This is a genomic window from Chryseobacterium sp. RR2-3-20 (assembly GCF_017808115.1).
GTDB classification, from domain to species: Bacteria; Bacteroidota; Bacteroidia; order Flavobacteriales; family Weeksellaceae; genus Chryseobacterium; species Chryseobacterium oryzae.
On sequence record NZ_JADQBD010000022.1, the window covers coordinates 16,556 to 40,110 of the forward strand.

17 protein-coding genes are annotated in these 23,555 nt (G+C 33.3%); 7 read left to right on the top strand and 10 right to left on the bottom strand.

What is annotated here, in order from left to right; all coding sequences use genetic code 11:
- Positions 1 to 3: 3 nt before the first annotated feature.
- The 3 genes from IV513_RS07245 to IV513_RS07255 form a co-directional block, all read right to left on the bottom strand.
- A complete protein-coding gene (locus IV513_RS07245) occupies positions 4 to 456 on the bottom strand; it encodes a MarR family winged helix-turn-helix transcriptional regulator (protein ID WP_209389939.1) in 453 nt (150 codons plus the stop codon).
- Positions 457 to 621: 165 nt separating this feature from the next.
- A complete protein-coding gene (locus IV513_RS07250) occupies positions 622 to 1,545 on the bottom strand; it encodes an ABC transporter ATP-binding protein (RefSeq protein ID WP_209389940.1) in 924 nt (307 codons plus the stop codon).
- Positions 1,546 to 1,582: 37 nt separating this feature from the next.
- Positions 1,583 to 3,778 carry a radical SAM protein gene (locus IV513_RS07255; RefSeq protein ID WP_209389941.1) on the bottom strand — a complete coding sequence of 732 codons (2,196 nt, stop codon included), beginning with the start codon at positions 3,776 to 3,778 and terminating at the stop codon, positions 1,583 to 1,585.
- Between the two features lie 169 nt (positions 3,779 to 3,947).
- Here IV513_RS07255 and IV513_RS07260 point away from each other — a divergent pair, with 169 nt between their 5' ends.
- A complete protein-coding gene (locus tag IV513_RS07260; protein WP_209389942.1) occupies positions 3,948 to 5,273 on the top strand; it encodes a GDSL-type esterase/lipase family protein in 1,326 nt (441 codons plus the stop codon).
- Positions 5,274 to 5,390: 117 nt separating this feature from the next.
- Here IV513_RS07260 and IV513_RS07265 read toward each other — a convergent pair whose 3' ends face one another.
- From IV513_RS07265 to IV513_RS07285, 5 genes are all read right to left on the bottom strand, one after another.
- Positions 5,391 to 7,052 carry an MBOAT family protein gene (locus IV513_RS07265; protein ID WP_209389943.1) on the bottom strand — a complete coding sequence of 554 codons (1,662 nt, stop codon included), beginning with the start codon at positions 7,050 to 7,052 and terminating at the stop codon, positions 5,391 to 5,393.
- A complete protein-coding gene (locus IV513_RS07270) occupies positions 7,049 to 8,320 on the bottom strand; it encodes a hypothetical protein (RefSeq protein ID WP_245168893.1) in 1,272 nt (423 codons plus the stop codon). Before IV513_RS07270 ends, IV513_RS07265 begins: the two co-directional genes overlap by 4 nt.
- 187 nt (positions 8,321 to 8,507) lie before the next feature.
- On the bottom strand, positions 8,508 to 8,975 hold the full coding sequence (locus IV513_RS07275; protein WP_209389945.1) for a glucosaminidase domain-containing protein: 468 nt from the start codon (positions 8,973 to 8,975) through the stop codon (positions 8,508 to 8,510).
- 186 nt (positions 8,976 to 9,161) lie between these two features.
- The gene (locus tag IV513_RS07280; RefSeq protein ID WP_209389946.1) at positions 9,162 to 10,436 is read right to left on the bottom strand and encodes an aminotransferase class I/II-fold pyridoxal phosphate-dependent enzyme; all 1,275 of its coding nucleotides are present in this window, start codon (positions 10,434 to 10,436) and stop codon (positions 9,162 to 9,164) included.
- Between the two features lie 75 nt (positions 10,437 to 10,511).
- Positions 10,512 to 11,549, bottom strand: coding sequence for a PLP-dependent cysteine synthase family protein (locus IV513_RS07285; protein WP_209389947.1), 1,038 nt, complete (start codon positions 11,547 to 11,549; stop codon positions 10,512 to 10,514).
- 220 nt (positions 11,550 to 11,769) lie between these two features.
- On the opposite strand from IV513_RS07285, the gene IV513_RS07290 reads away from it, so the two are divergent.
- From IV513_RS07290 to IV513_RS07315, 6 genes are all read left to right on the top strand, one after another.
- Positions 11,770 to 15,255: a DUF2723 domain-containing protein gene (locus IV513_RS07290; protein WP_209389948.1), complete on the top strand. Its 3,486-nt coding sequence runs from the start codon at positions 11,770 to 11,772 to the stop codon at positions 15,253 to 15,255.
- 146 nt (positions 15,256 to 15,401) lie between these two features.
- Entirely contained in the window at positions 15,402 to 16,889 is a 1,488-nt protein-coding gene (locus tag IV513_RS07295; protein WP_209389949.1) for a hypothetical protein, read from the top strand.
- Between the two features lie 21 nt (positions 16,890 to 16,910).
- On the top strand, positions 16,911 to 17,438 hold the full coding sequence (locus IV513_RS07300; RefSeq protein ID WP_209389950.1) for a DUF1697 domain-containing protein: 528 nt from the start codon (positions 16,911 to 16,913) through the stop codon (positions 17,436 to 17,438).
- Positions 17,439 to 17,441: 3 nt separating this feature from the next.
- The gene (locus IV513_RS07305; RefSeq protein WP_209389951.1) at positions 17,442 to 18,314 is read left to right on the top strand and encodes a hypothetical protein; all 873 of its coding nucleotides are present in this window, start codon (positions 17,442 to 17,444) and stop codon (positions 18,312 to 18,314) included.
- Positions 18,311 to 19,120, top strand: coding sequence for a 3-deoxy-8-phosphooctulonate synthase (gene kdsA, locus IV513_RS07310; RefSeq protein WP_209389952.1), 810 nt, complete (start codon positions 18,311 to 18,313; stop codon positions 19,118 to 19,120). The genes IV513_RS07305 and kdsA overlap by 4 nt, the downstream gene beginning before the upstream one ends.
- Before the next feature lie 43 nt (positions 19,121 to 19,163).
- Positions 19,164 to 21,389, top strand: a complete 2,226-nt coding sequence (locus tag IV513_RS07315) for a TonB-dependent siderophore receptor (protein ID WP_209389953.1) — start codon at positions 19,164 to 19,166, stop codon at positions 21,387 to 21,389.
- Between the two features lie 132 nt (positions 21,390 to 21,521).
- Here the strand turns inward: IV513_RS07315 and IV513_RS07320 are convergent, their stop codons facing one another.
- Positions 21,522 to 22,388: an RNA polymerase sigma factor RpoD/SigA gene (locus IV513_RS07320; protein WP_027385416.1), complete on the bottom strand. Its 867-nt coding sequence runs from the start codon at positions 22,386 to 22,388 to the stop codon at positions 21,522 to 21,524.
- 378 nt (positions 22,389 to 22,766) lie between these two features.
- Positions 22,767 to 23,459, bottom strand: a complete 693-nt coding sequence (locus tag IV513_RS07325) for a S1/P1 nuclease (RefSeq protein WP_262897334.1) — start codon at positions 23,457 to 23,459, stop codon at positions 22,767 to 22,769.
- Positions 23,460 to 23,555: the final 96 nt, after the last annotated feature.

Genomic DNA, 23,555 nt, shown 5'->3' on the forward strand with positions numbered 1-23,555 from the left:
GATTTATTTTTTATTGTTTAGATCATTAGAAATCTTCATAATTTCCGTCATCACTTCTTTGAATATCTCTAGTTTTTCATGAGAAATTTTCTCCATCACTTTTTTGTTGAAGTTAACCACTACTTCTTTAGATAAATTTCTGGAATTAAGTCCTTTTTCTGTAAGTTTTATAATTACTTCACGTTTATCGGAAGTGGTTTTTTCTTTATAAATGTATCCGTTATCTTCAAGAAGCTTAATAATTCTTGTAAGAGAAGTAGGTTCTATTGCCATTTTTGGGCCTAGATTGGTACTTCTTGTACCTTCTTTAGGATCTATTTTTAGAAGTGTAAGTGCCTGTACAGCAGTAGAATAATATTCCTGTGCAAGATCTGAATACATTTTCTGAACCGAGATCCAAGTTTGTTTCAGAATTAAATCAATGTTTTCTATTTTTTCTTTATTATTTTGATCCATACTTTTTTGTGTAATGGGTTTATCCAAAAGTAGCAAATATTATGCATGCATAGTATTTATTTTAGTTAAATTTTGTTAACTAAATGAAAAACAGAGTGTTAAATTGTATGAAAAGCATAATACTATGCATGCATAGTATATAAAATTAGTAATAAATAGATTATATTAATGAATATTTTTAACGAAATTTAATATTTCTTCGTAAGATTGATATTCGTATTGTGTGGAATTAATAGAAATGAGCCAGGAATTATTTTTCCATTCAAAAGTAAAATAAGAGAAATCCTTTTCAAAATTTTTCTGTAAGAGAGAAAACAGCATTTCTTTGTAAACCGCGGGTGCAATGATGTGTGGAGCAACAAATTTTTCGCTGATTTTGAATAGCGAAGGATGAGTTAATTCTTCATGATTCATCAGAATATCCTCCACGATTCCGGAATACAGACATTTATTTTTCACATATAGTATTTTGTCTGCAAACTCTTTTGCCAAACGCCAGTCGTGAGAAGAAAATAAAATCAGTTTATTTTGTTTTTTAGCTAATTTTCTGAGGGTTTGTAGGATGATAATTTTATTTTTTTCGTCTAAATGGGTGGTTGGCTCATCCAGAATAATGACAGGGGAGTTTTGAGTAATCGCTCTGCCAATAAATGCTTTTTGAAGATTTCCGTCTGAGAGATTTTTGAGTAAAGTATTTTTATAGGGTAATAAATCTAATTCTTCGATGATATGATGAACTTCTTCTCGATCTTCTTTTTTCAATTCAAAATAAAAAGGGTAGTAAATGTATTTTCCTAAAGAAATTAAGTCTTCTACAGTGTAATTTTGTGGTACTACAGATTTTGAGAAAACAACCGCTACATTTTCTGCAATTTCTTTTACAGAAAGGTTTTTAATGTTTTTACTTCCTATAAAAATTTCACCCTTCAGAAGAGGGATTTGGTGGAGAATAGATTTTATTAAAGTCGTTTTTCCAACCCCATTATTTCCAATCAGTAAACATACTTCACCTAAATTCAAGCACACATTTACATCTGAAATGAGCTCATGATGATAGCCGATGTTTGCATTATTAATCTGAAGGTACATTGATGGTGAAGTTTACTTATATTTAAAAATACTAAAATTATAAAGATAAAATAATTCCGTTTTGTTTTAGCTGCTGAACAGGTTTAGAAAACCAGAATAATTCGAAATCCTCAAAATATTCTTCATACTGAATTTTTAACTGTCCTAAGATTGTCAGTTTTGTGTTTTCAAAAGAATTTTTTTCTAAAATTTGAATCAGCCATTCTGCTTTTTCCTGTTCTAAATCTATGCTAACAATATTTGTTTTTAAATGAAATGTTATTTTGGAATAAAACCAGGATTTTTGTTTTTTCGTTTTAACATAATTATCAACTGCCACATTTTTAACGGAAAATATCACTTTAGAATTGGGTTTAAAAGTAAATAAATCTTCTTCTAAAAGGCAGTCATGTATATAATCCGGATGAATTGTTGTTTTGGGTATTTTAAAGTCAAACCATTGCTGCAAAGGAATTTCGAAATTAATTCCGTGCATGTAATTAAAAAGCGATTTTTTTAAACCAAAACTGAATTTATGATGATCTATTCCTGTTTTATCTTTAAAATCTATGTCGTTGTTAGCAAATTTAATTTCCTGTTTAATGGGCATAACGCCAAATTTTTCAGGATTTTGTCCGACGGGAGAATGAGCCGTCATTGCAAACTGATGCCAAAAACCACTTTGAAGAATGCCCATTTCAAAAAGCTGTCGAACCATTTCCAAAGAATCTACGGTTTCCTGAACGGTTTGCGTTGGGTATCCGTACATTAAATAAGCATGTACCATAATTCCCGCTTCGGTAAAATTTCTTGTTACTTTCGCAACCTGATCTACTGATACTCCCTTGTCTATGAGTCTTAGCAATCGGTCACTTGCTACTTCCAGCCCTCCGGAAACGGCAACACAACCTGAAATTTTTAATAAAAAACATAAATCCTGAGTAAAACTTTTCTCAAAACGAATATTAGTCCACCAGGTTACCACAAGATTTCTGCGTAAAATTTCTAATGCAACTTCCCTCATTAACGCTGGCGGTGCAGCTTCATCCACAAAATGAAAACCTGTTTCTCCAGTTTGTGCAATAAGTTCTTCCATTCTGTCGACCAAAATTTTGGCTGAAACAGGCTCGTAAATTTTAATATAATCTAAAGAAATGTCGCAAAAAGTACATTTTCCCCAATAACAGCCATGTGCCATTGTAAGTTTATTCCATCTTCCGTCGCTCCATAAGCTGTGCATGGGATTGGCAATTTCGATTACCGAAATATAATCATCTAAATGCAGGTCTGTATAATCTGGAGTTCCTGTCTGAGATTGTTTGTAGTCGTGTCTGTTGGTATTATTTTTATAAACAATTTCTTCGTTTTCGATGAGAAATGTTCTTTTAAAATGAATTTCAGAATTTTTTTCTGAATTACAAATGCTTTCGTAAACAAGTTCCAAAGGCAATTCGCCATCGTCTAAAGTTATGAAATCGAAAAACTCAAAAACTCTTTTATCTTTCAAATCTCTAAGCTCTGTATTGGGAAAACCTCCTCCCATTGCGGTTTTTATATGAGGATAATTTTCTTTAATAAATTTTGCCGACCTGAAAGCTGCATATAAATTTCCGGGAAAAGGAATAGAAAAGCAGACCAGTTTTGGCTGTACAAGTTCTATTTTTTCCTGAAGAATTTTTAAGGTATAATAATCTGTAAATGTTGGTGTATCCAATAACTTAGAATACAGTTCATCGAAAGAGTTTGCCGATTTTCCTAATCTTTCTGCGTATCTGCTGAAGCCAAAATCCGAATCTACATTTTCAATAATATAATCTGAAATATCTTCTAAATAAAGAGTTGCCAAATGCTTAGCCTTATCCTGAAGTCCCATGTTTCCAAAAGCAAATTCCATATCATCCAGCTGGTTGAAACGAGAAGCTTCAGGAAGAAAATTCATGGAGCAAATCTGTCTTGCTAAAGTAGGATTTTTCCCTTGTAAAAATAAAATGACCTGATCGATCGTTTTAATGTATTCTTGCCTTAAAGTATAGATTCTCTGAGAATTTTCCGACGTTAAATTTTCAAATTTATTTTTCTCAAAAATTCTTTGAAATCCTTCTTTGGAAAATAACTTTAAAATAACCTCAATACCCAAATCTATTTGATAGCTTGAAATTTGTTTAGTATTCAGAAAACCTTTAATATAAGCCGTTGCGGGATAGGGTGTATTAAGTTGTGTAAAGGGAGGTGTAATGAGAAGAATTTCTTTCAAAAGAATTTTTTTGCAAATTTAATACATAAATTCTAACCAGACCTCTTTTTAGATGTCTACTAATGATTGTGATTTGTGGAGTGTTATATTTTGTTTTTTATAAATGATTTAAAAGCCTTATTCTAAACCCGCAATTCAGTTTACCGGAAAAAATTTATAAATTCACAGCATGAAAGATATTATTAGACCTCTAAGTGTAATTATGTTGTTGTGTACTGCTGTTTTAAGTGCTCAAAATATTGAAAATGCAGAAGCAATAAGCTCTTTTACAAATCGACTGGAAGAAAAAAAAGTTTCACAGGTTCTTTTTATTGGAGATTCTCATATTCAGGCAGACTGGCTTCCCGGATATCTTAGAAAAAAGTTTCAGGCTAAATACGGTAATGCAGGTCGCGGATTGGTTTTTCCATACAATTTAGGGAACACCAATGGGGCAGATGATTTTTCTTCTTCCAGCAACAAAGCGTGGGAAACTTTTAGACTTGTACACGATCAGAAGATTTTTCCCAAAATAGGAGCCAGCGGTTTCGTTATCGGGAATAAAGAAAATTCATTCATCGAAATTCAGTTTAAAAATCCTGAAGATAGTTTCGATAAAGTGGTTATTTTTCATGATGAAGATATGGATCGGAAGAAATTTACAATGTACACCGAAACAGAATCTCTGAGCCGTTTTATCGAAAAGAAATCTGAAATACTCAATCATACTGCGGCTAAAAACGAAACTTTTCATGAGATTGTATCTAAATATAATACCACTACCACAAGATTGAGAAAGCTTAATGGTGACCGTATTCTTCGTCCTTCGGAAGGGAATGTTTTTAAAGTGGAAAGAAATTACCCGGTTTACAATTCAGATTTTGAGCAAAAAATTACTGAGATTGGGAAATATACTTTTACAGGTTTCAAAACTACTGTAAATATGCTTTCTCCTCAGCAAACATTTTTAATGCGTTCGGATATTCCTGAAGGAAGTACTTTTTATGGGTTTCAATTCTTAAAAAATACAGAAAAAGGTGTTGTTTTTAATACTGTTGGTGTAAATGGTGCTACTTATGGAGATTTTCTTAAGTACCCTTTACAAGTTCAACAGCTTTTGACGCTGGATTCTAACTTGGTTATTATTGCATTGGGCACCAATGAAGTTTTCAGTGATATTACCAAAGAAGAATTTCAGACAAATGTGTCTTCACTGGTTGAAAAAATAAGGTCTGCAAATCCGCAGCTTCCGATATTGCTCATCGCTCCGCCAGATAATATGCCAAAACAATCGCGTGTTCCAGAAATTGTGAGTTGGCTTAAAGAATCTGCCCAAAAATATAATCTCGCATTTTTCGATCTTTATCGTGCTACTGGAGGAAAAGGGTATTTCAAAAAAGCTTTAATGAGAAATGAAGCCAATAAAGATGGCGTGCATTACACTAAAACAGGCTACGAAAATCAGGGAGAAATAATTTGGAATGCTTTTTCGTCGATTAAAAATACTTCAAAATAATTTTGGAATATTAAATTGAAAAGTTAAAACATCTTTACTTTTGGAAATATGAAAATATTGCTGAAAGTGATTTTGGAATTCAAAAATTCTTAATCATTTTCAGCAATATTTTTCTTTTTAAAACTGAAGATAGATAGGCAATACCTGTTCGGCAGATTTGAAGTAACCGTAGGTCACCAAAAATCCAAAGAATATGATAATATATATCAGCAAAGGGATTTTTTTCCATTTTGAAATAAATCGTTCTGCCGCAGTATCCGGAATTAGATGAATAATCATCGCTAAAACGATCATTGCCATTACTTTTTTATAGTTTTCGAAAAACGGCTCGAAAGCATTTACATCAAAATTGAAAAGTATTTGTTTAATCATGGAAATTGCAGTATCAAAATCTTCTGCTCTGAAAAATATCCAGCCAAAGCATACGAAATGGAATGTAATAATTCCCATTACGATTTTGTAAATCCAACTGTTATTAAAGCCCGAAAAAGCTTTTCCGGTAATCAGCATCCATATTTTATGAAGTCCAAGACCAATTCCGTGGATGGCGCCCCAAATAATAAAATTCCAACTTGCTCCATGCCAAAATCCTCCAAGCAACATGGTGGTAAGAAGATTGAAATTGGCAGCAATACCTTTGGTATTTCGCGTAATTATTGCCGGAATAAGGAATATCGAAAGAACGATTACTGTACATAAACCCGCATACAGTGGAGTGAGTTTAAATAAGTTTACTGAAGTAAAATAAGTTCCTGCCAAAAATGCCGAAACAAATATAAAAGAAGCTATCGAAAATTTACGGTTTCCTCCCAATGGAATGTAAAGATAATCCTTCAACCATGATGAAAGAGAGATATGCCATCTTCTCCAGAATTCTGTAATATTGCGGCTTTGATATGGAGATCTGAAGTTTGCAGGTATTTTTACTCCTAACCACAATGCAATACCAATAGCAATATCACTGTATCCGCTGAAATCGCAGTATATAACCATTGCATAACCGTAAACTGCTATTAAATTTTCGAGTCCAACATGCAGAGAAGGGTTGTCGAATATATAATTAACCAGATTTAAGGTGATGTAATCTGAAATAATCAGTTTTTTAATCAGTCCCGAAATAATAAGATAGAACCCCATTGCAAAATCTTTTTCTGAAAGATAGTATGGCTGATTGATCTGTGGTACAAAATCGTGTGCACGCACAATAGGTCCCATCATCAGCTTTGGGAAAAATGACAGAAAGAGTAAATAATCTGTAAATTTTTTGGCAGGTTTAAAATCTCCTCTGTAAACATCAATAGTATAACTTAAATTTTCGAAAGTGAAAAAAGAAATTCCAATAGGTAAAAGGATATTGAGCGGATGAACTTTTGCCCCCGAAAATTCATTATATAAAGTGATGAAAAAATTGGTGTATTTATAATAGAATAACAATCCGAGGTTGAATATTATACTGATCGTTAAAAGGATTGTTTTTCTTAGTTTTTGCGGATTTCTGTCTATAAGATTCGATATAAAAAAGTTTACAATTGCGGATGCTATAACAAGACCAACAAACCAACCGCTGGCTTTATAAAAAAAGTACAGAGAGAAAAAAGTAAATACGTATCTTCTTGCTGTAAAGTGATTTCTTAAAAGATAAAACAGCAGGATAAATAAGGTGAAAAAATATACAAAAAACCCGTTGTTGAATAAAAGCGGGTTTTTACTATCATATACAAACTGATGCAAAAAAGCATCTAAGTCGAAAGATGATAATAAGGTTTCTAAAGAATTCACTTTTTATTTTTTTTAGTTGAAACAAAATTTTTATAGTCTTTCATCATTGCCTGATAGATTTTCTCTGCAAGAATGTCTGTACCTTTACCATTGGGATGTACATAATCTTTATTCGCCAAAGGCGGATCTTGTGATGCCCAGGAAACAATAGAATTTTCTCCACCCATAGACTGAAAAAGATTAAAAAAAGAAAGCTGGTTATCATAAGCCATTTTAGCTTGGGTTTCTACCAGATTTTTAACTCCTTTCGCCGATTGAAACTCACCGTTGTAACGAAAAGCTCTGTCTGCAGTACTCACCAAAAGTATATTGGCATCCGAGAAGGCTTTTTTAAATTTCACCAGATTAGGCGTCATGAGTTTTACATAGTAAGAATAGTCGGTATCATTAGGTCGGAAAAGAAGATTTACACCATATTGCATTACAATTAAATCGTAATGGTTTTTCTCCTGAACAGCTTTTAAAAAATCTTCATCAATTTTTTTAAATTCCACTCCGGTAATTCCCCGGAAAGAAAAATTATCTATAATAACTCCGTTGTCAGATTCTATACTGATTCCGTATTGCGGAACATTGGTGTTTTGAGTTTTTACAGTAAATGCTCTTAAAGTGTCTTTAGACATTGGCTGTATATTTACGCTATTACCGCCATTCAGCATCAAAAGTGTATTGTTGTAACTTAAATTGGTTTCGGCTCCTTTTCCGAATATTACAAATTTGTTGGTGGTTGTTCCGGGTTTTAAAGTCTTATCAACAAAGTTAGTGCTTCCGGAACCGCTGAAGCTAAAGCCGGAAATATACATGTTTCGGACATTTTTATCCATGAAATTTACAACATTCCATCCGGTAGATTTAATTTCTGAAGATTCTCTGTAAGGGGCAACTTTACTTTGAAAAGGCAAAAATCCTACACCGGCTCCTCCAAATTCTGCCTGAAATAATTTTCGGAGTTTGCGGGTGAGAAGATCTCCTTCAATCATACTGTCGCCAAAATAGGCAATTCTTATTTTGCCTTTTTTAGTTTTTTGAAGTTCATAAAGCTTTTCCGTAAAATGCTGTAAAGCAACCGCACGGTCTCCTGAGGAAAAATCTGTAATAAAACCTGGTTTCTTATACAGTTCAAAATCTCTGGTTACTTCTTTGCCTTTAGCAATGTTTTTATAAGTCTCATCTGGTTTCTGGGAATCTCTTACTTTTTCAGGATTAATAACTTCAGAAATGAGATTAATGTTTTGCAGAGGTTTATAGTTAATATCAAAAACGTACATGATTACGGAAAAAACAAGATATATAACAAAGCAGACGGTAAGCAATATCACTACCCGCCAATTTCTGTTTGAACTCATAAAATAGCTGGAAATTAAGTCAGCTAATTTAATAAATATATCCCTACATATACAAAAAAAATATAGCTCCGATTTCGGAACTATATTTTAATAATTTGTTTCAATTTTTTTAAAATTTTGAGAGGCTGTATTTGGAGATAATCATGTTGATTCTTCTCATCCATTCTTTAGGTTGGGTAGAGTAACCTGCCGATGCAATGGCATTTAACCATTTGGATAGATCTGCACTGCCTTTCAATGAAGTGTAGTAATTTTTTTTAACAATTAGCTTACAAAAAGTTTCGTAACATTCTTTAACTGAAGAAAAGCTTCTGTATTTGGACTGTGGATTGTTTTTTCCTACAATCCCGAAATGATTGTTAAATTTAGTAGAATTTTTGCTCGTTCCGGCTCCGGATTCAACGAATGCAATAGAAAGTATAACAGAAACAGGAATTCCGTATTTTTCGGATAATTCTGTAGCAATAGATTTATTACTTTCTAAATAAGGATGGGTTTGTGCTTTAGCAGTAAAAGATGTTAGCATTAGCACCAAACTCAAAACTACAATTCTTAAGTACTTTAAGGGTTGTTTCATAATTGTATATCTTGAAATAATGAGTGCAAATTTATCCTTCCATTTCTTAAAACCCTAATTTTTAACAGAATATAACGCAAAAACCACTGGATTAAATGATATTTAGTTAAAAATTGTTAAAAATTTGTATTTGTAAATTATTTTGATAAGTAAAACGCTCCGAAATTATCGGAGCGTTTATAGTATTTATATTTCTTTAAAGCTTAAACCTTGTTCTGCTAAAAGCTTTTGTTCCTGATCTTTATAATAACCATTGGTTAATTTATCATGAATAGCTTCAAAAGCGGCCAGTGTTTCGTTGATTTCTGCATCCGAATGAGAAGCAGTAGGAATCAATCTTAATAAAATCATTCCTTTAGGAATTACCGGGTAAACTACAACAGAAGTGAAAATACCGAAGTTTTCTCTTAAATCTTTTACCAAAAGGGTTGCCTCAACAGGCGATCCCTGCATCATAACCGGAGTAACGCAAGTATTAGTGTCTCCAATATTAAAGCCTCTTTCTAAAAGTCCTTTCTGTAATTTGTTGGTATTTTCCCAAAGTTTGGCTTTAATTTCAGGTCTTGTTCTTAGTAATTCTAATCTTTTCAATCCTCCGATAACCATTGGCATTGTTAAGGATTTAGCAAAAATTTGAGATCTGAGGTTGAATTTCAAATATCTGATGATTTCTTTATCTCCCGCAATGAAAGCTCCAAAACCCGCCATTGATTTGGCAAATGTAGAAAAATAAACATCAATTTGATCCTGACATCCTTGCTCTTCTCCTGCACCTGCACCTGTTTTACCTAAAGTACCAAATCCGTGTGCATCATCTACCAAAAGTCTGAACTGATATTTAGATTTTAAAGCACAAATTTCTTTTAATTTACCTTGTTGTCCTCTCATCCCGAAAACCCCTTCAGTAATTACCAAGATACCGCCTCCTGTTTCTTCTGCTACTTTTGTAGCTCTCTGAAGGTTTTTTTCTAGACTTTCGATATCATTGTGTCTGTAAGTAAATCTTTTCCCTGAATGAAGTCTCACTCCGTCTACAATACATGCATGAGAATCAACATCATAAACAATTACATCGTTTCTGCCAACCAAAGCATCAATAGTAGAAAGCATACCTTGGTAACCGAAATTTAATAAATATGCCGAGTCTTTCTGAACAAATTCTGCCAGTTCTTTTTCTAACTGTAAGTGTTGGTGTGTTTCTCCCGACATTGCTCTTGCCCCCATAGGGTAGAACATTCCGTATTCTGCAGCAGCTTTTGCATCTGCTTCTAACACTTCCGGATGGTTACACATTCCCAGATAGTCATTCGCACTCCAGAAAATAACTTCTCTTCCCTGAAACTGCATTCTTGGACCAATAGGACCTTCTAGTTTAGGAAAAATAAAATATCCTTCACCATAATCTGCAAACTGCCCTAATGGACCAGGGTTTTGCTTTATTCTCTCAAAAATATCTAACATTATGTTGTGGTTTTTTAAGTAAAAAAGCCTTTTGTAAATTACAAAAAAGGCTTCCTTTTTATTTGGTTAAATTTTTTATTTAATAATTTCGGTCTTAAAGACTTCTTCGTAATTGTGGAAACAGTTATTAATAAACCCTTGTTCTTCCATCCATTTATCACTATAAACTTTGGTGATGTATCTGGAACCGTGATCGGGATAGATAAGCACAACCACATCATCTGGAGAAAACTGATAAGAATTGGCATACTGAATAAGTCCCTGAGTAACTGCTCCTGTAGTATAACCACCCATAATAGCTTCTTTTAAAGCAATTTCTCTTGTTCTGTATGCAGACATTTCATCATTCACTCTTACAAAATGATCTACTTTGTCAAATAAAAGAGCAGAAGGAATTAAATTTTTACCCATACCTTCGATCTGATAAGGGTGAACATCTTCTTTGTGAATTTCTCCTGTTTCGTGATAGCTTTTAAGAATAGAACCGTCTGCATCTACTCCTATGATTTTTATATCAGGATTTTTTTCTTTTAAAAACTTTGCAGAACCGGAAAGAGTTCCTCCTGTTCCTGTACAAGCAAAAAGATGCGTAATTTTGCCTTCGGTCTGTTCCCATAATTCAGGACCGGTACTTTGATAGTGTGCGTCTATATTCAGTTCATTAAAGTACTGATTGATATATATAGAATTTGGGGTTTCTGCAGCAATTCTTTTAGCTACTTCATAATAAGATCTAGGATCATCCGCAGGAACATTCGCAGGACACACATATACTTTAGCACCAAGAGCTTTAAGATAAGCTATTTTCTCTGGTTTTGTTTTATCACTTACCGCAAGAATGCATTTGTATCCTTTAATGATACAAACCATGGCAATAGAAAAACCTGTATTTCCTGAAGTGGTTTCTACCACTACAGAATCTTCTTTTAATAAGCCTTTTTTTTCAGCGTTTTCAATGATATGAAGTGCGATTCGATCTTTAGTGGAATGTCCAGGATTATATGATTCTAACTTGGCATAAACAGTTGCAGATATATCTTTGGTAACGGTATTTAATTTTACCAAAGGTGTACTTCCGATTAAGCCAAGAATATTATCGTAAACATTACTCATTATTCGTTATTTTTCAATAAAAATCTGTCGGCAAAAATACAAAAAAATAAATACTTTTAAACAATTATTCACTGATAAGTTTATTGGTATCGAAATTTAGAGCGTATTTCTACTTTCAGCAATGCGAAACACTCAAAAATTGAGCCATTTTTTTTAAATTTTGTTAAAATATTAATAAACTAATCTAAAAACCTTATTTTCGCATAATTGATTTTATACTATGAAAAACTGGACTTTTAGGCAATGGAACACTATTCTCGGATGGGTGATTTTCGTAATTGCATTTTTCACGTACTTATCAACCATAGAGCCCAACTTTAGTTTCTGGGATTGTGGTGAATATATTTCGTCTGCAGTGAAGCTGGAGGTAACGCACGCTCCGGGTGCTGCATTATTTCAGATTGTGGGAGCTGTGGCTGCCATTTTTGCTTTTGGAAAAGGTGAAAATTATTCTATTGTGATTAATGCAATGTCGGCTTTATTCAGTGCTCTTACCATTTTGTTTCTATTTTGGACGATAACGCACTTTGTGAGAAGAATGTTTAATAAAGACTTTCAGGAAATTACAAAACATCAGGAAATTTCGATTCTTTTTGCAGGAGTAATTGGGTCTTTGTGTTTTACTTTCTCCGATACTTTCTGGTTTTCTGCCGTAGAAGGAGAGGTGTATTCTATGGCATCTTTATTTATTGCTCTTTTAGTTTGGTTAATTACGAAGTGGGAAAATGAATACCTTGAAAAAGATAACGAACGTTGGATTATTCTTATATTCTTTATTTTGGGTCTTTCTGTAGGGGTTCACATGATGTGTATGCTTGCAATACCTGCAGTTTGTCTGGTTTACTATGCCCGAAACTATGAGTTTACATGGAAAAATTTTATCATTGCGAACGGGATAACACTCGGTATTTTAATTATCGTTTTTAAAATAATTTTCCCGGTAATTATGACTTTCTTTGGAAAGCTTGAGATTTTCTTTGTGAATGGTTTAGGATTACCATTCCACTCAGGAACGATTGCCGGATTTATTATTATGATTGCTCTTTGCTATTTCATGATTAAATATGCCAGAAAAGCCAAAAGAAATTTATACCAAACCATAGCTTTATCTGTTGTTTACATGATAATAGGATTTTCTTGCTGGATGGTAATTCCAATAAGAGCCAACGCTAATCCACCAATGAACCTTAATGATCCTGATACGGCAATTGGGATGAGAGATTATTACAATAGGGTTCAATATGGTGACTGGCCAACATTTTACGGTCAGAATTACACAGCTTTTTTAGATGCCAACGGAATTCAGAAGAATGAAGACGGTAGCTTTAAGACTACTAAAACTGATGATGTTTACGAGAAAGATGAGAAAACAGGAAGATATATTAAGACCAGCGAGCGTTTTAATTATGTTTTCGATCAGTCTCATGTAAGTCTTATGCCAAGAATGTTTAACGATGATAAAGATGTGATGAACAATTACATTTCTATGTATGGGGCGCCGGATTTTACATTCAATTATGATAATGAAGATATTGCAGACAGCCCTGAAGCTCAGGAGATTTTCAATGATCTGAAAGCAAAGTATAATGACGGAACTATTACTTCTTCAGACTATCTTAAAGTAAGACCTTATAATTTAATTAAAGTTCAAAAACCTTCTCTGATGCAGAATATGGAATATTTCATTTCTTTTCAGAACGGGTATTATTTCTTAAGATATTTATTGTGGAATTTTGCCGGAAGACAGAATGATCTTGAAGGTTCCACAGACGATTTAAGAGGAAACTGGATTTCCGGTATTTCTTTTCTGGATGATGCAAGACTTGGTAGTCAGGCAGATATGCCCGCAAAATACAGAAACGAAAGTACTGTAGCTTTCTTCTTTTTACCTTTAATTTTAGGGATATTGGGATGTTATTTCCAGTTGAGCAGAGATTTTGGCAGATTTTATGCCATCTTATCGCTATTTATTCTTACCAGTGTCGGAATTATCTTCTATACAGGTGTAAAACCTTTCGAACCAAGAGAAAGAGATTACGCAATGGTAGGATCTTTTTATGCCTTTGCAATTTGGATAGGATTAGGAGCTGCGGCAATACTTTGGTTTTTACAGACTAAAGTAAAATCTAACGCAGCCAATATAGGATTTGGAGTTGTTTTGTTGGGTATTCCTTTAATGATGGGTTTCCAGAATTATAACGCTCACGACAGAAGCAATAGATATACCGCTTATGATTATTCTTATTCCGTGTTAAAATCTCTGCCTAAAAATGATATTTTATTTGTGTATGGTGATAACGATACATATCCGGTTTGGGCAATGCAGGAAACGGAGCAGTTTCGTGATGATGTAAAAGTGGTAAATTTCACCCTTCTTTCTACTCCTTGGAATATAGATCAGGTAAAAAGAAAAACATATAATGCATCAGGAATTCCTAGTCAATTAACTCATGAGGATTATAGAGATGGTGTAAATGACCAGATTTATCTGATGAAAAAAAGCGATTGGAAGAGCATTCTTGCAAATCTTCAGCAATCTGGTGCATCGGAAGATGCTATTAAGCCATTTCAAAAATATTTGGAGCAAGATTCTATGACAGTGAAAGAAGCTGTAGATTTCATCAAAATGAAATCGCCTCAAAAAGATGAAGTTCTGAAAATGATTTTCGGAAGTGACCGTTTTGAGAAATATAATTTCCTTCCTGTAAATAAATTTGTAATCCCCGTTAATAAAGCCAATGCAGTAAAATCTGGTATTATAAATGCCGCAGATGCAAGCAAAGCAGTAGACCAGATTGTTGTAAATTATAAAGCAGGAACTTTATATAAAAATAATTTAATGCTGTTTGATCTTTTAGCAAATTTCGACTGGAAAAGACCGATTAACTTTTCCTCAGGTGGAGTTTACGACAGCGAAAATATTTTCTATCTGGATGATTATCTTCAGTTTGATGGTTTCAGTTACAGATTGGTTCCTATTTTTTCTCCTAAAAATGATGATGGAGAAATGGGTAGAGTAGATGCGAATTCTCTTTACAGTATTGTGAAAAATTTCAAATGGGGTAATTTCAAAAATCTTAATGTTCATTTTGATGAAACAGCAACTTCCAACATTATGAGTTACAGAAGTTCCGCAAGCAGAGCTGCTGCAGCATTAGCATTATCTGGGCAAAAAGCAAAAGCGATTGAAATATTAGATTTAGCTTCCAAAGAAATTCCGGCAGAAAAATACAACGATCCACGATCTTTGAGTTCTATGGTTTATGGTTATATTGTGGCAGGTCAGGAACAAAAAGGTCTGAAACTCGCTGAAATTCTTAAAAAAGGTATTTTTTCAGAATACGATTATTACTTATCATTAAGCCCGAGCGAACAGAGATACATGGGAAGAGCTATGAAGTCTAAACCTATGGAATACTCATTAGTAGTTACTTCTGTTACAGGTGCTTATGAGAAGTTGGGACAAAAAGACAAAGCTTATGCATATTTGGTGAAATCTATTGAACCTATCGATCAGAAATTTAATGTATTTATTAAAAGTCTTAAAGATATGGGTAAAGAAAAGGCTGTACAAGAATCTGAAAATGTACAGAAAATAACTCCTTATTACCAGTATTTATTTGATGTGATGGAGCCTTATGATTCTACTTACGCCAAAGAAAAAGAAAATCAGATTACCACCGCGCTCATGAGAGCAACGCAGTAAAATTCAAAAAACGGAACTTCGGTTCCGTTTTTTTTATGTTGATATTCTCTCTTTAATTTTAAAAAAATGTTAAATGAAACATATTCAATTTATTAGTATTATTCAATTCAAAAATTAGAATTATCTTTGTCGGCTAAAAAAATTGAATGTCCCAAGCTCAGAACAAATATATCCCTATCTATGCAGTTGTTTTCTCTGTAATAGTTAAATGTTTATTCTTTCTTACCCATCACATACAGGAAGATGCTTTTATCACTTGGAGAGTTGCTCAGAATTTGATGGATTATGACGTTATAGGATTTAATGGTGATACTAGAATATCTGCATCTACCACTCATTTATACGTTTTTGTTTCGTACATTTTTAATTTAATTTTTGGCAAAGCGAATTTTATAATTCCCATTCTAACATTCAATACCATATTATTTTCTGTTGGAAGTTTATTACTTTCTCATCTTTTATTTCAAAATAATTGGCATAAAGCGTTATTCATTATTTTATTTGGAATTTTGCCTCCGGCGATTAAAATTTCAATACTCGGAATGGAATATGGGATTCTTTTCTTTCTTGAAATGGCATTGCTGTATTATGGTTTTAAAAAACAACAGAAATGGGCATTTATTCTTTTTCCGATTCTCATTTTGTTTACCAGAGTAGACACCGTTATATTCCTGGGAATTGTCTTTTTAGTGGATCTTTTTTGGAATCGAAAATTAAGATGGGAATATATTTTAGGAGGAGTTTTGGGAGTTGCCGTTTGCGTTTCCTTTAACTGGTTTTATTTTGGAGAATGGGTAAACAATACCATTGTTGCCAAGAAATTGGCGTACGATAATGCATTCCCTTTACAGCAAAACATAGAATATTTTATTCTTAATTATGGGAATTTCTGGGGTATGCTGAAAGTACCATCAGATTTTAATCCGATTACTATTCTTATCATTATATTTGAGCTTGTTTGCTTTATTTATCTTGTAAGACAAAAACAAAAGAGAAATTACTTTTTATGGATTATCTTTTTGTTCGGATGGGCAAAACAGATTGTTTTCCTCTCCCAGAAAAGCCTTTTCGATTGGTATTACTGGGTTCCACAGATTTTACTTTTTGTTCCCGTTCTTGTTTTTGTAATCACTCAGAAAACCAGACGAAATTTTTGGCTTGCTTCCCTTGTTGTATTTTATATTGTGCCGATGTTGGCATTTCAAACTGTACATTCTATCGCAACCGGAAACGGAGAATGGAATTACAGAAGATCAATAGGATTATTTTTAAATCAGTATGAAAAAGATAAAAATCAGTGGATTTTACTGGAGCCTGCAGGTTATGTTCCTTATTTTTCAGGTTTAAAAACGATAGACGAAGTAGGATTGGTGGATAAAAAAATTCAGGAAGAAATAAAAAAAGATAAATCCAGAATTTGGATAAATACCATAGAAAAACGTCATCCAAAATATCTTCTTGCCAATAAAGATTTGTTTGAAGGCAAAAAAGGAGAGTTCTACAGATCGAAATACAGACTACTGAAAGAATTCAGAATAAAAGACCATCTGAAAAGTGAAAACCCTCTTTTGGAGAAAATTTACAGATTAAAACCTTCGGGCACAGACTATAATTTATATGTGAGAATTAATTAGTCATTAAGATTCAATTAGATAATGAAATATTGCGCATTTCTTCGTGGCGTAAATGTAAAAGGGACTTCTATGAAAATGGCAGAAGTTTGTTCTGTTTTTGAAAATGCAGGAATGGGTAATGTAATTTCGGTTTTGGCATCAGGAAACATCATTTTTAATTCTGATAAAACGGCTGAAGATTTAGAAGTTATTTTAGAAAAATCGATGTCAGAATATTTTAACTATGAGGCATTTCTGTTCATTAAATCTAAAGAAGAAATTGAAAAAATTCTGAATTCAAACCCATTCGAAGAAAAAAAAGATTTTCATACCTACGTTTTTGTTGGAATAGAAAATATTGAAACTGTTTTGATGAAAGAATTTCAGGAATTACCAAAAATGCAGGACGAGAGAGCCGAAGTTGTTAACGGATATTTTTATTGGCAATTACCCAAAGGAAATACTTTAGCCTCTCAGTTTGGGAAGATTTTGGGCAAAAAAAGCCTTAAAGATAAGTTTACAAGTAGAAATTTGAATACATTTGAGAAGATTTTCAAAAAATGTAAATGAATTATGAAAAAAACATTTCCCGCTTTATTTATTTTTTTAAGTTCAATAGTATTTTCACAAAAGTTTTCTGATCTTAAATTTGATACTACTGTTCCCGATGCAGAAAATCATTACATTGTTTTACCCATAAAAGAGGGCGATAAAAAATTCTCCATGGGATTTATGTATTTTGATGAATCTGCAGGATATACTTTAGAATATCTTGGTGATCTTCACGAAGAAGCTGGTCTTTTAAAATATAAACAAAGAGAAGAAGCTCAAACTTCCTCAATGAAAGTAAGAATTAATAATCTGGGATTTAAAAGTGCTGTTGTTCCAAATGATTTTCTGAAAAAATTTAATCTTCCGCTACAGCCGAACTGGTTGAAAATTTACTTAAGCTCAGCACCAGAAAACGAAAAAGCTTTAAAAAGAGCCAGTATAATGAATGGTGCAAATTTTCCACAACTCGCTTTACCCAAACTTTTAGAACTTTACAAAAATAATTTTAGAACAGAATCGTTATATTTTGAACTGGCATTTTCCTATAATGCATTAGGGAAATTTGCAGAAGCAGAACAAATTTGTAATGAAGCTATCAAAAATAATAAAACCGACGATTTTGTATTTAAAGAATATATATACAGCTTAATTCATCAGAATAAAATTAAAGAAGCAGATGCTTTCTTAACCAAAAACAAATCAGCGTATAAAGATGAAGACAGTAAAATAGAATCGATGGTTAATATAGTTGCTTTAGGTGCTAAAAATAATGATTTGATTATCGCTGAAAAATGGCTGAAAGAACTGAAATCTCAGCCTAATGTTGGACGTTACCAAAAAAACATCAATCAGCTAGAAGATTTAATAAAAGATAAAAAAAGTAAAATTCAATGATTCAATATTTAGAAAACATTCATCACAAAGATTCAAAAAATTTTTTTCTAATTGCCGGTCCGTGTATTATAGAAGGCGAAGATATGGCTCTTAGAATCGCAGAAAAAGTGGTGGAACTTACCGATAAATACAATATTCCGTATATTTTTAAAGGAAGTTTCAAAAAAGCCAATCGCAGTAGAGTAGACTCATTCACTACAATTGGAGAAGAAAAATCTCTTGAAATTTTAAAGAAAGTAGGCGAAACATTTAATATTCCTACAACAACGGATATTCATGAGAACGAACATGCTTCATTGGCGGCACAGTATGTAGATGTTTTACAGATTCCGGCATTTTTAGTTCGTCAGACAGATCTTTTAGTAGCTGCAGCAAAAACCGGAAAGTGTGTTACATTGAAAAAAGGGCAGTTTCTTTCCCCGGAATCTATGAAATTTGCAGTTCAGAAAATTACAGATTCTGATAATAAAAAAGTAGCAATTATAGAAAGAGGAAACTCTTTTGGTTATACAGATCTTATTGTTGATTATAGAGGAATTCCTACTATGAGAGAATATGCTCCCGTAATTTTGGATGTTACGCATTCTTTGCAACAGCCCAACCAAAGTTCAGGAGTTACCGGAGGAAGACCAGGTCTTATCGAAACTGTTGCCAAAGCCGGAATTGCAGTAGGTGCAGACGGAATTTTTATAGAAACGCATCCAACACCAGAAACAGCATTATCAGACGGAGCCAATATGCTAAGATTAGATTTATTGGAAGATTTATTACAAAAACTCACAAGAGTAAGAGAATCTATATTATAATTGTTAAAAAATACTTAATTTTAGAAATTATAAAAAATTCCGCTTGAAAAAACTAGTTTTACCACTGAGCTTAATGGTTCCTATGTTGATTTTTTCCCAAAACAGAAAAAAAGATACAACAGCAAGAACTACAGAAATTGAGGAAATTGTATTTCAGAAAAAAGTTACAGGACGTACCAATGATGTTACTGCCGTGAGAATTTCTGCCAGAGATGCAAAAAATGTTTCCAGTATTTCGGGCGGAGTAGAAGGTTTGCTGAAAACGCTTCCTTCGGTAAACTCCAATACAGAGCTTTCTTCTCAGTATATGGTTCGTGGTGGAAATTACGATGAAAACCTCATTTACATTAATGATATTGAAATCTACAGACCTTTTCTGATTAGAAATTCTCAACAGGAAGGTTTAAGCATCATTAATCCCGATATGGTTTCTACAGTTAATTTTTCTGCAGGAGGTTTTGAGCCAAGATATGGCGATAAAATGTCTTCTGCATTGAATATTTACTACCGAGAGCCTCAAAAATTTGAACTTTCTGGTGAGGCAAGTCTAATAGGTGGTAGACTTACTACCGGTTTTGCATCCGGAAAAGAAGATCAGAATGGAAACAAAAAATTTACGGCTTTGTTTTCCGGGAGGTATAGAAATACCAATTTGGTTCTCAATACTTTAAATGAAGATACAGATTTCAACCCAAAGTATTATGATTTTCAGTCTTATCTGAATTATCACGCAACCGAAAAACTGAATTTTTCTTTTATTGGATATTATTCTAATAACGATTACGAGATGTTTCCGAAGCAGAGAAATGTCGATTTCGGAACGATTAATCAGCCCCTCAATCTAACTGTTTTTTACAACGGAAAAGAAAATGATAAGTATAAGAATATGATGGGGACATTTTCTGCCAATTTTAAAGCGTCAGACAAACTGAGGTTTACATTGGATAATTTTGCTTATCAGAATCGGGAAAGAGAATACTATACCATTGCTTCAAGTTATGTTTTGCAAACTTACGATCCCATTACCGGGAATCCTATTACTTCTTATGATGTAGGCGGACAGATTGAGCATGCAAGAAACGATTTGTTTGTAAAAACTTACGGAACACAGTTCAGAACCGTTTTTTCTCCTAATGTAAATTCAAGTATCGAAGTTGGATTCAAATACGAAAAAGAAAATCTTAAAGATCTCACCAACGAATACAAATTGGTAGATTCCTCAGGATATAGCGTACCGCGACCTCCCGATGATCCAAGATTTCCCGATGCTTCAGATTTAGACCTTTTTTACAGTATTTCGGGGAAAAATCATATACAACCAACAAGATTGTCTGCTTACGGACAGTATTCTCAGAAGTTTTATTGGGGTTCTAACCGTGTGTTGATTAATGGAGGAGCAAGAGTTGCCCACTGGAGTTTTAATAATGAAACTATATTTTCGCCACGTGCACAGTTTGCAATAAAACCAGACTGGGATACCGAAACATGGTTCAGACTTTCTGGAGGAATTTATTACCAGGCACCTTTTTATAAAGAAATAAAAGATCTGAATGGTAATTTTAATAACAATATTAAATCTCAACGTTCTATTCAGGCAATTTTGGCAAATGAAGTTGAATTTGATTTTGATAACAGACCATTTAAGTTAACCACAGAATTGTATTATAAAAAAATGGATAATGTGATTCCGTATTATATGGATAATGTTCGAATTCGTTATTCAGGGCAAAATAATGCTTCCGGTTACGCTTATGGTGTTGATACAAGATTGTTTGGTGAATTTGTTCCGGGTGTAGATTCTTGGCTTTCGGCAAGTTACGCCAGAGTTTTCGAAAACATAGATGGAAGAGGAGATATTCCTAGACCAACCGATCAAAGGTTCAGATTTGCTATGTTTTATCAGGATTATATGCCTAAATTTCCTCAAATGAGAGTTAATTTAACCTTAACGTATGCTATGGGACTTCCAAATGGAGCTCCTGTCTTTACAGATCCGTACCAATACCAGAAAACTTTGCCTTCTTATAAGAGGGTAGATTTGGGACTTTCTTATGTATTTGTAGATTCTAAAGAGAAGAAGAAATCGTACGGTCTTTTAAGCAAATTTGAAGATCTTTCTTTGGGTGTTCAGGTTTTTAATGCATTCAATATCAATAATACCGTTGCAAACCAATGGATTACCGACGCAAATACAAGTATTATGTATCCCGTTCCTGTTCGTCTTACAGGAAGATTTTTCAATGTTAAGCTAGAATTTAAACTGAAATAAATATAAAATTTGAATAAAAAACCCGATAGAAATAAATCTATCGGGTTTATTTTTAGAAATATTAACAAAAGAATATATAAAAAAAACGGAGCCTGATTTTTCAGGCTCCGTTAATAATTATCTAAGCTAAAACTATTTACCTAAATAAGACTTTAAAATCTTACTTCTGGTATTGTGTTTCAGTCTTTTAATTGCTTTTTCTTTAATCTGACGAACTCTTTCTCTTGTAAGGTCAAAAGTTTCACCAATTTCTTCCAAAGTCATTGGATGTTTTCCGTTCAATCCGAAATACAGTCTTACCAAATCAGCTTCTCTCGGTGTTAAAGTATTCAATGCTCTTTCAATTTCAATCTGAAGAGATTCAAGCATCAAATCTTTATCAGGGCTAGGAGATTCTCCCGAACGAAGAACGTCGTATAAATTAGAATCTTCACCTTCTACCAAAGGAGCATCCATAGACAAGTGTCTTCCGGAGTTTTTCATAGATTCTTTAATATCTTCTTCGCTCATATCCAAAACTTCTGCCAATTCTTCAGGAGAAGGAGGTCTTTCGTTTTCCTGCTCAAGATGTGCGTAAGCTTTGTTGATTTTATTAATTGAGCCAATTTTGTTCAAAGGCAATCTTACAATTCTAGACTGTTCTGCCAACGCCTGTAAAATCGACTGACGAATCCACCAAACTGCATAAGAGATAAATTTGAAACCTCTGGTTTCGTCATATCTTTTTGCAGCTTTCATTAATCCTAAATTACCTTCATTAATCAAATCGGGTAAAGAAAGACCCTGGTTTTGGTACTGTTTAGATACAGATACTACGAAACGAAGGTTGGCTTTAATCAATTTTTCCAGAGCGGCTCTGTCTCCCGCACGGATTCTCTGTGCCAAATCTACTTCTTCGTCTGCTGTAATCAGTTCCACTTTACCAATTTCCTGCAAATACTTGTCTAATGAAGCGGTTTCCCTGTTGGTAACCTGCTTGGTTATTTTTAGTTGTCTCATTTAAATTTCCTCAAAAAATAGAGTTACATTATATTATACGCTTGAAACCTCAAAAAGGTTACACGGGTTACAATTATTTTTATTTAGTTAGAAATTGTGCTGAGAATTGAGTTATAAATTATTGCTTTTTGTATTTTTAAGGAGCTTTTTCCCGCTATCCACTGTATCTTTTTGGTAGCGGTCTCCACTTCGTTCCGCCCGCCACCAAAAAGGATGTCGTTTCTATCGGGGCTAATGATCACTTAACGCTTAAAAAAAACCTAACAGGTTTTCAAAACCTGTTAGGTTTAGCAGAAGAACATTCATAAAAAAAGCGAAACAGAAGTTCCGCTCTATACTATTTAAGTTTAAAAATAACTTGCATTCGCAATGTAGCCGTCAAAACAAATCATTTAACAATTTCGCTAGTCGTAAACCTCCATAAAGAAGCTGTCTTTCCATGATATCATTAAATTTGTATTGATAATCATAAGATAACTTAGAACCATCAGGCGTTTGAGCATACACTTTATTGGCAATCTGATGAGAATCATAAAGCCAGTTTTCCAGTGTTCCCTGCTGAATCTGTTTTACTTCATCTTTAGATTTAATATCCAGCAATTTTGCATATTCTGTATAGCTATATTTTTGAGAATCTACTAATTTTCCGTCCCAAACAGAGTGTAAATTTGTTTTTTCGCCAAAATAAGTAACATTAATTTTGTTTCCTCCCAAATCTTCAGATCTTCCGGTGTGCATAGGCTGAGACAAATCTCCCATCATGTGGATTAAGAAAATAAGAGCAATTCTTCTGTCTTTTTTCGAAGTTTTTTTATCTTTTATCTGGCTCGCCAACACATTGATTTGAGAGTAAAGATTCGCTCCAGCCTGAGCTTTTAAATTCTTCTCGAAAGCAGTAAAATCGGTTTGTGGATTAATATTTACATAATGCCATGCGGAAGTTTCTTTCCAAACACCCGTTGTATCAGATTTTATAAAATCTGGCCAATTTGCCCAATACGCCATTCTTTCTTTGCCTAACATTTTTCTGATTTCTCTTTTGGCTTTTCCAGATAAATGATTCTGAGCCAATAGCGTCCTAAATAAAAAAATAAGAAGGAATTAAAGTAACTCAAAGTATCTTTGAGGTTGACAACAAAAAAACCTTCTTATGGATTCAAAATTAAC

Bases quoted from the DNA above. Each gene is read 5' to 3' on its own strand.
- IV513_RS07285 (WP_209389947.1), bottom strand. From the start codon at position 11,549: ATGAGTAATGTTTACGATAATATTCTTGGCTTAATCGGAAGTACACCT.
- IV513_RS07275 (WP_209389945.1), bottom strand. From the start codon at position 8,975: ATGAAACAACCCTTAAAGTACTTAAGAATTGTAGTTTTGAGTTTGGTG.
- IV513_RS07320 (WP_027385416.1), bottom strand. From the start codon at position 22,388: ATGAGACAACTAAAAATAACCAAGCAGGTTACCAACAGGGAAACCGCT.
- IV513_RS07300 (WP_209389950.1), top strand. From the start codon at position 16,911: ATGAAATATTGCGCATTTCTTCGTGGCGTAAATGTAAAAGGGACTTCT.
- IV513_RS07270 (WP_245168893.1), bottom strand. From the start codon at position 8,320: ATGTACGTTTTTGATATTAACTATAAACCTCTGCAAAACATTAATCTC.
- IV513_RS07290 (WP_209389948.1), top strand. From the start codon at position 11,770: ATGAAAAACTGGACTTTTAGGCAATGGAACACTATTCTCGGATGGGTG.
- IV513_RS07245 (WP_209389939.1), bottom strand. From the start codon at position 456: ATGGATCAAAATAATAAAGAAAAAATAGAAAACATTGATTTAATTCTG.
- IV513_RS07250 (WP_209389940.1), bottom strand. From the start codon at position 1,545: ATGTACCTTCAGATTAATAATGCAAACATCGGCTATCATCATGAGCTC.
- IV513_RS07280 (WP_209389946.1), bottom strand. From the start codon at position 10,436: ATGTTAGATATTTTTGAGAGAATAAAGCAAAACCCTGGTCCATTAGGG.
- IV513_RS07260 (WP_209389942.1), top strand. From the start codon at position 3,948: ATGAAAGATATTATTAGACCTCTAAGTGTAATTATGTTGTTGTGTACT.
- IV513_RS07305 (WP_209389951.1), top strand. From the start codon at position 17,442: ATGAAAAAAACATTTCCCGCTTTATTTATTTTTTTAAGTTCAATAGTA.
- kdsA (WP_209389952.1), top strand. From the start codon at position 18,311: ATGATTCAATATTTAGAAAACATTCATCACAAAGATTCAAAAAATTTT.
- IV513_RS07295 (WP_209389949.1), top strand. From the start codon at position 15,402: ATGTCCCAAGCTCAGAACAAATATATCCCTATCTATGCAGTTGTTTTC.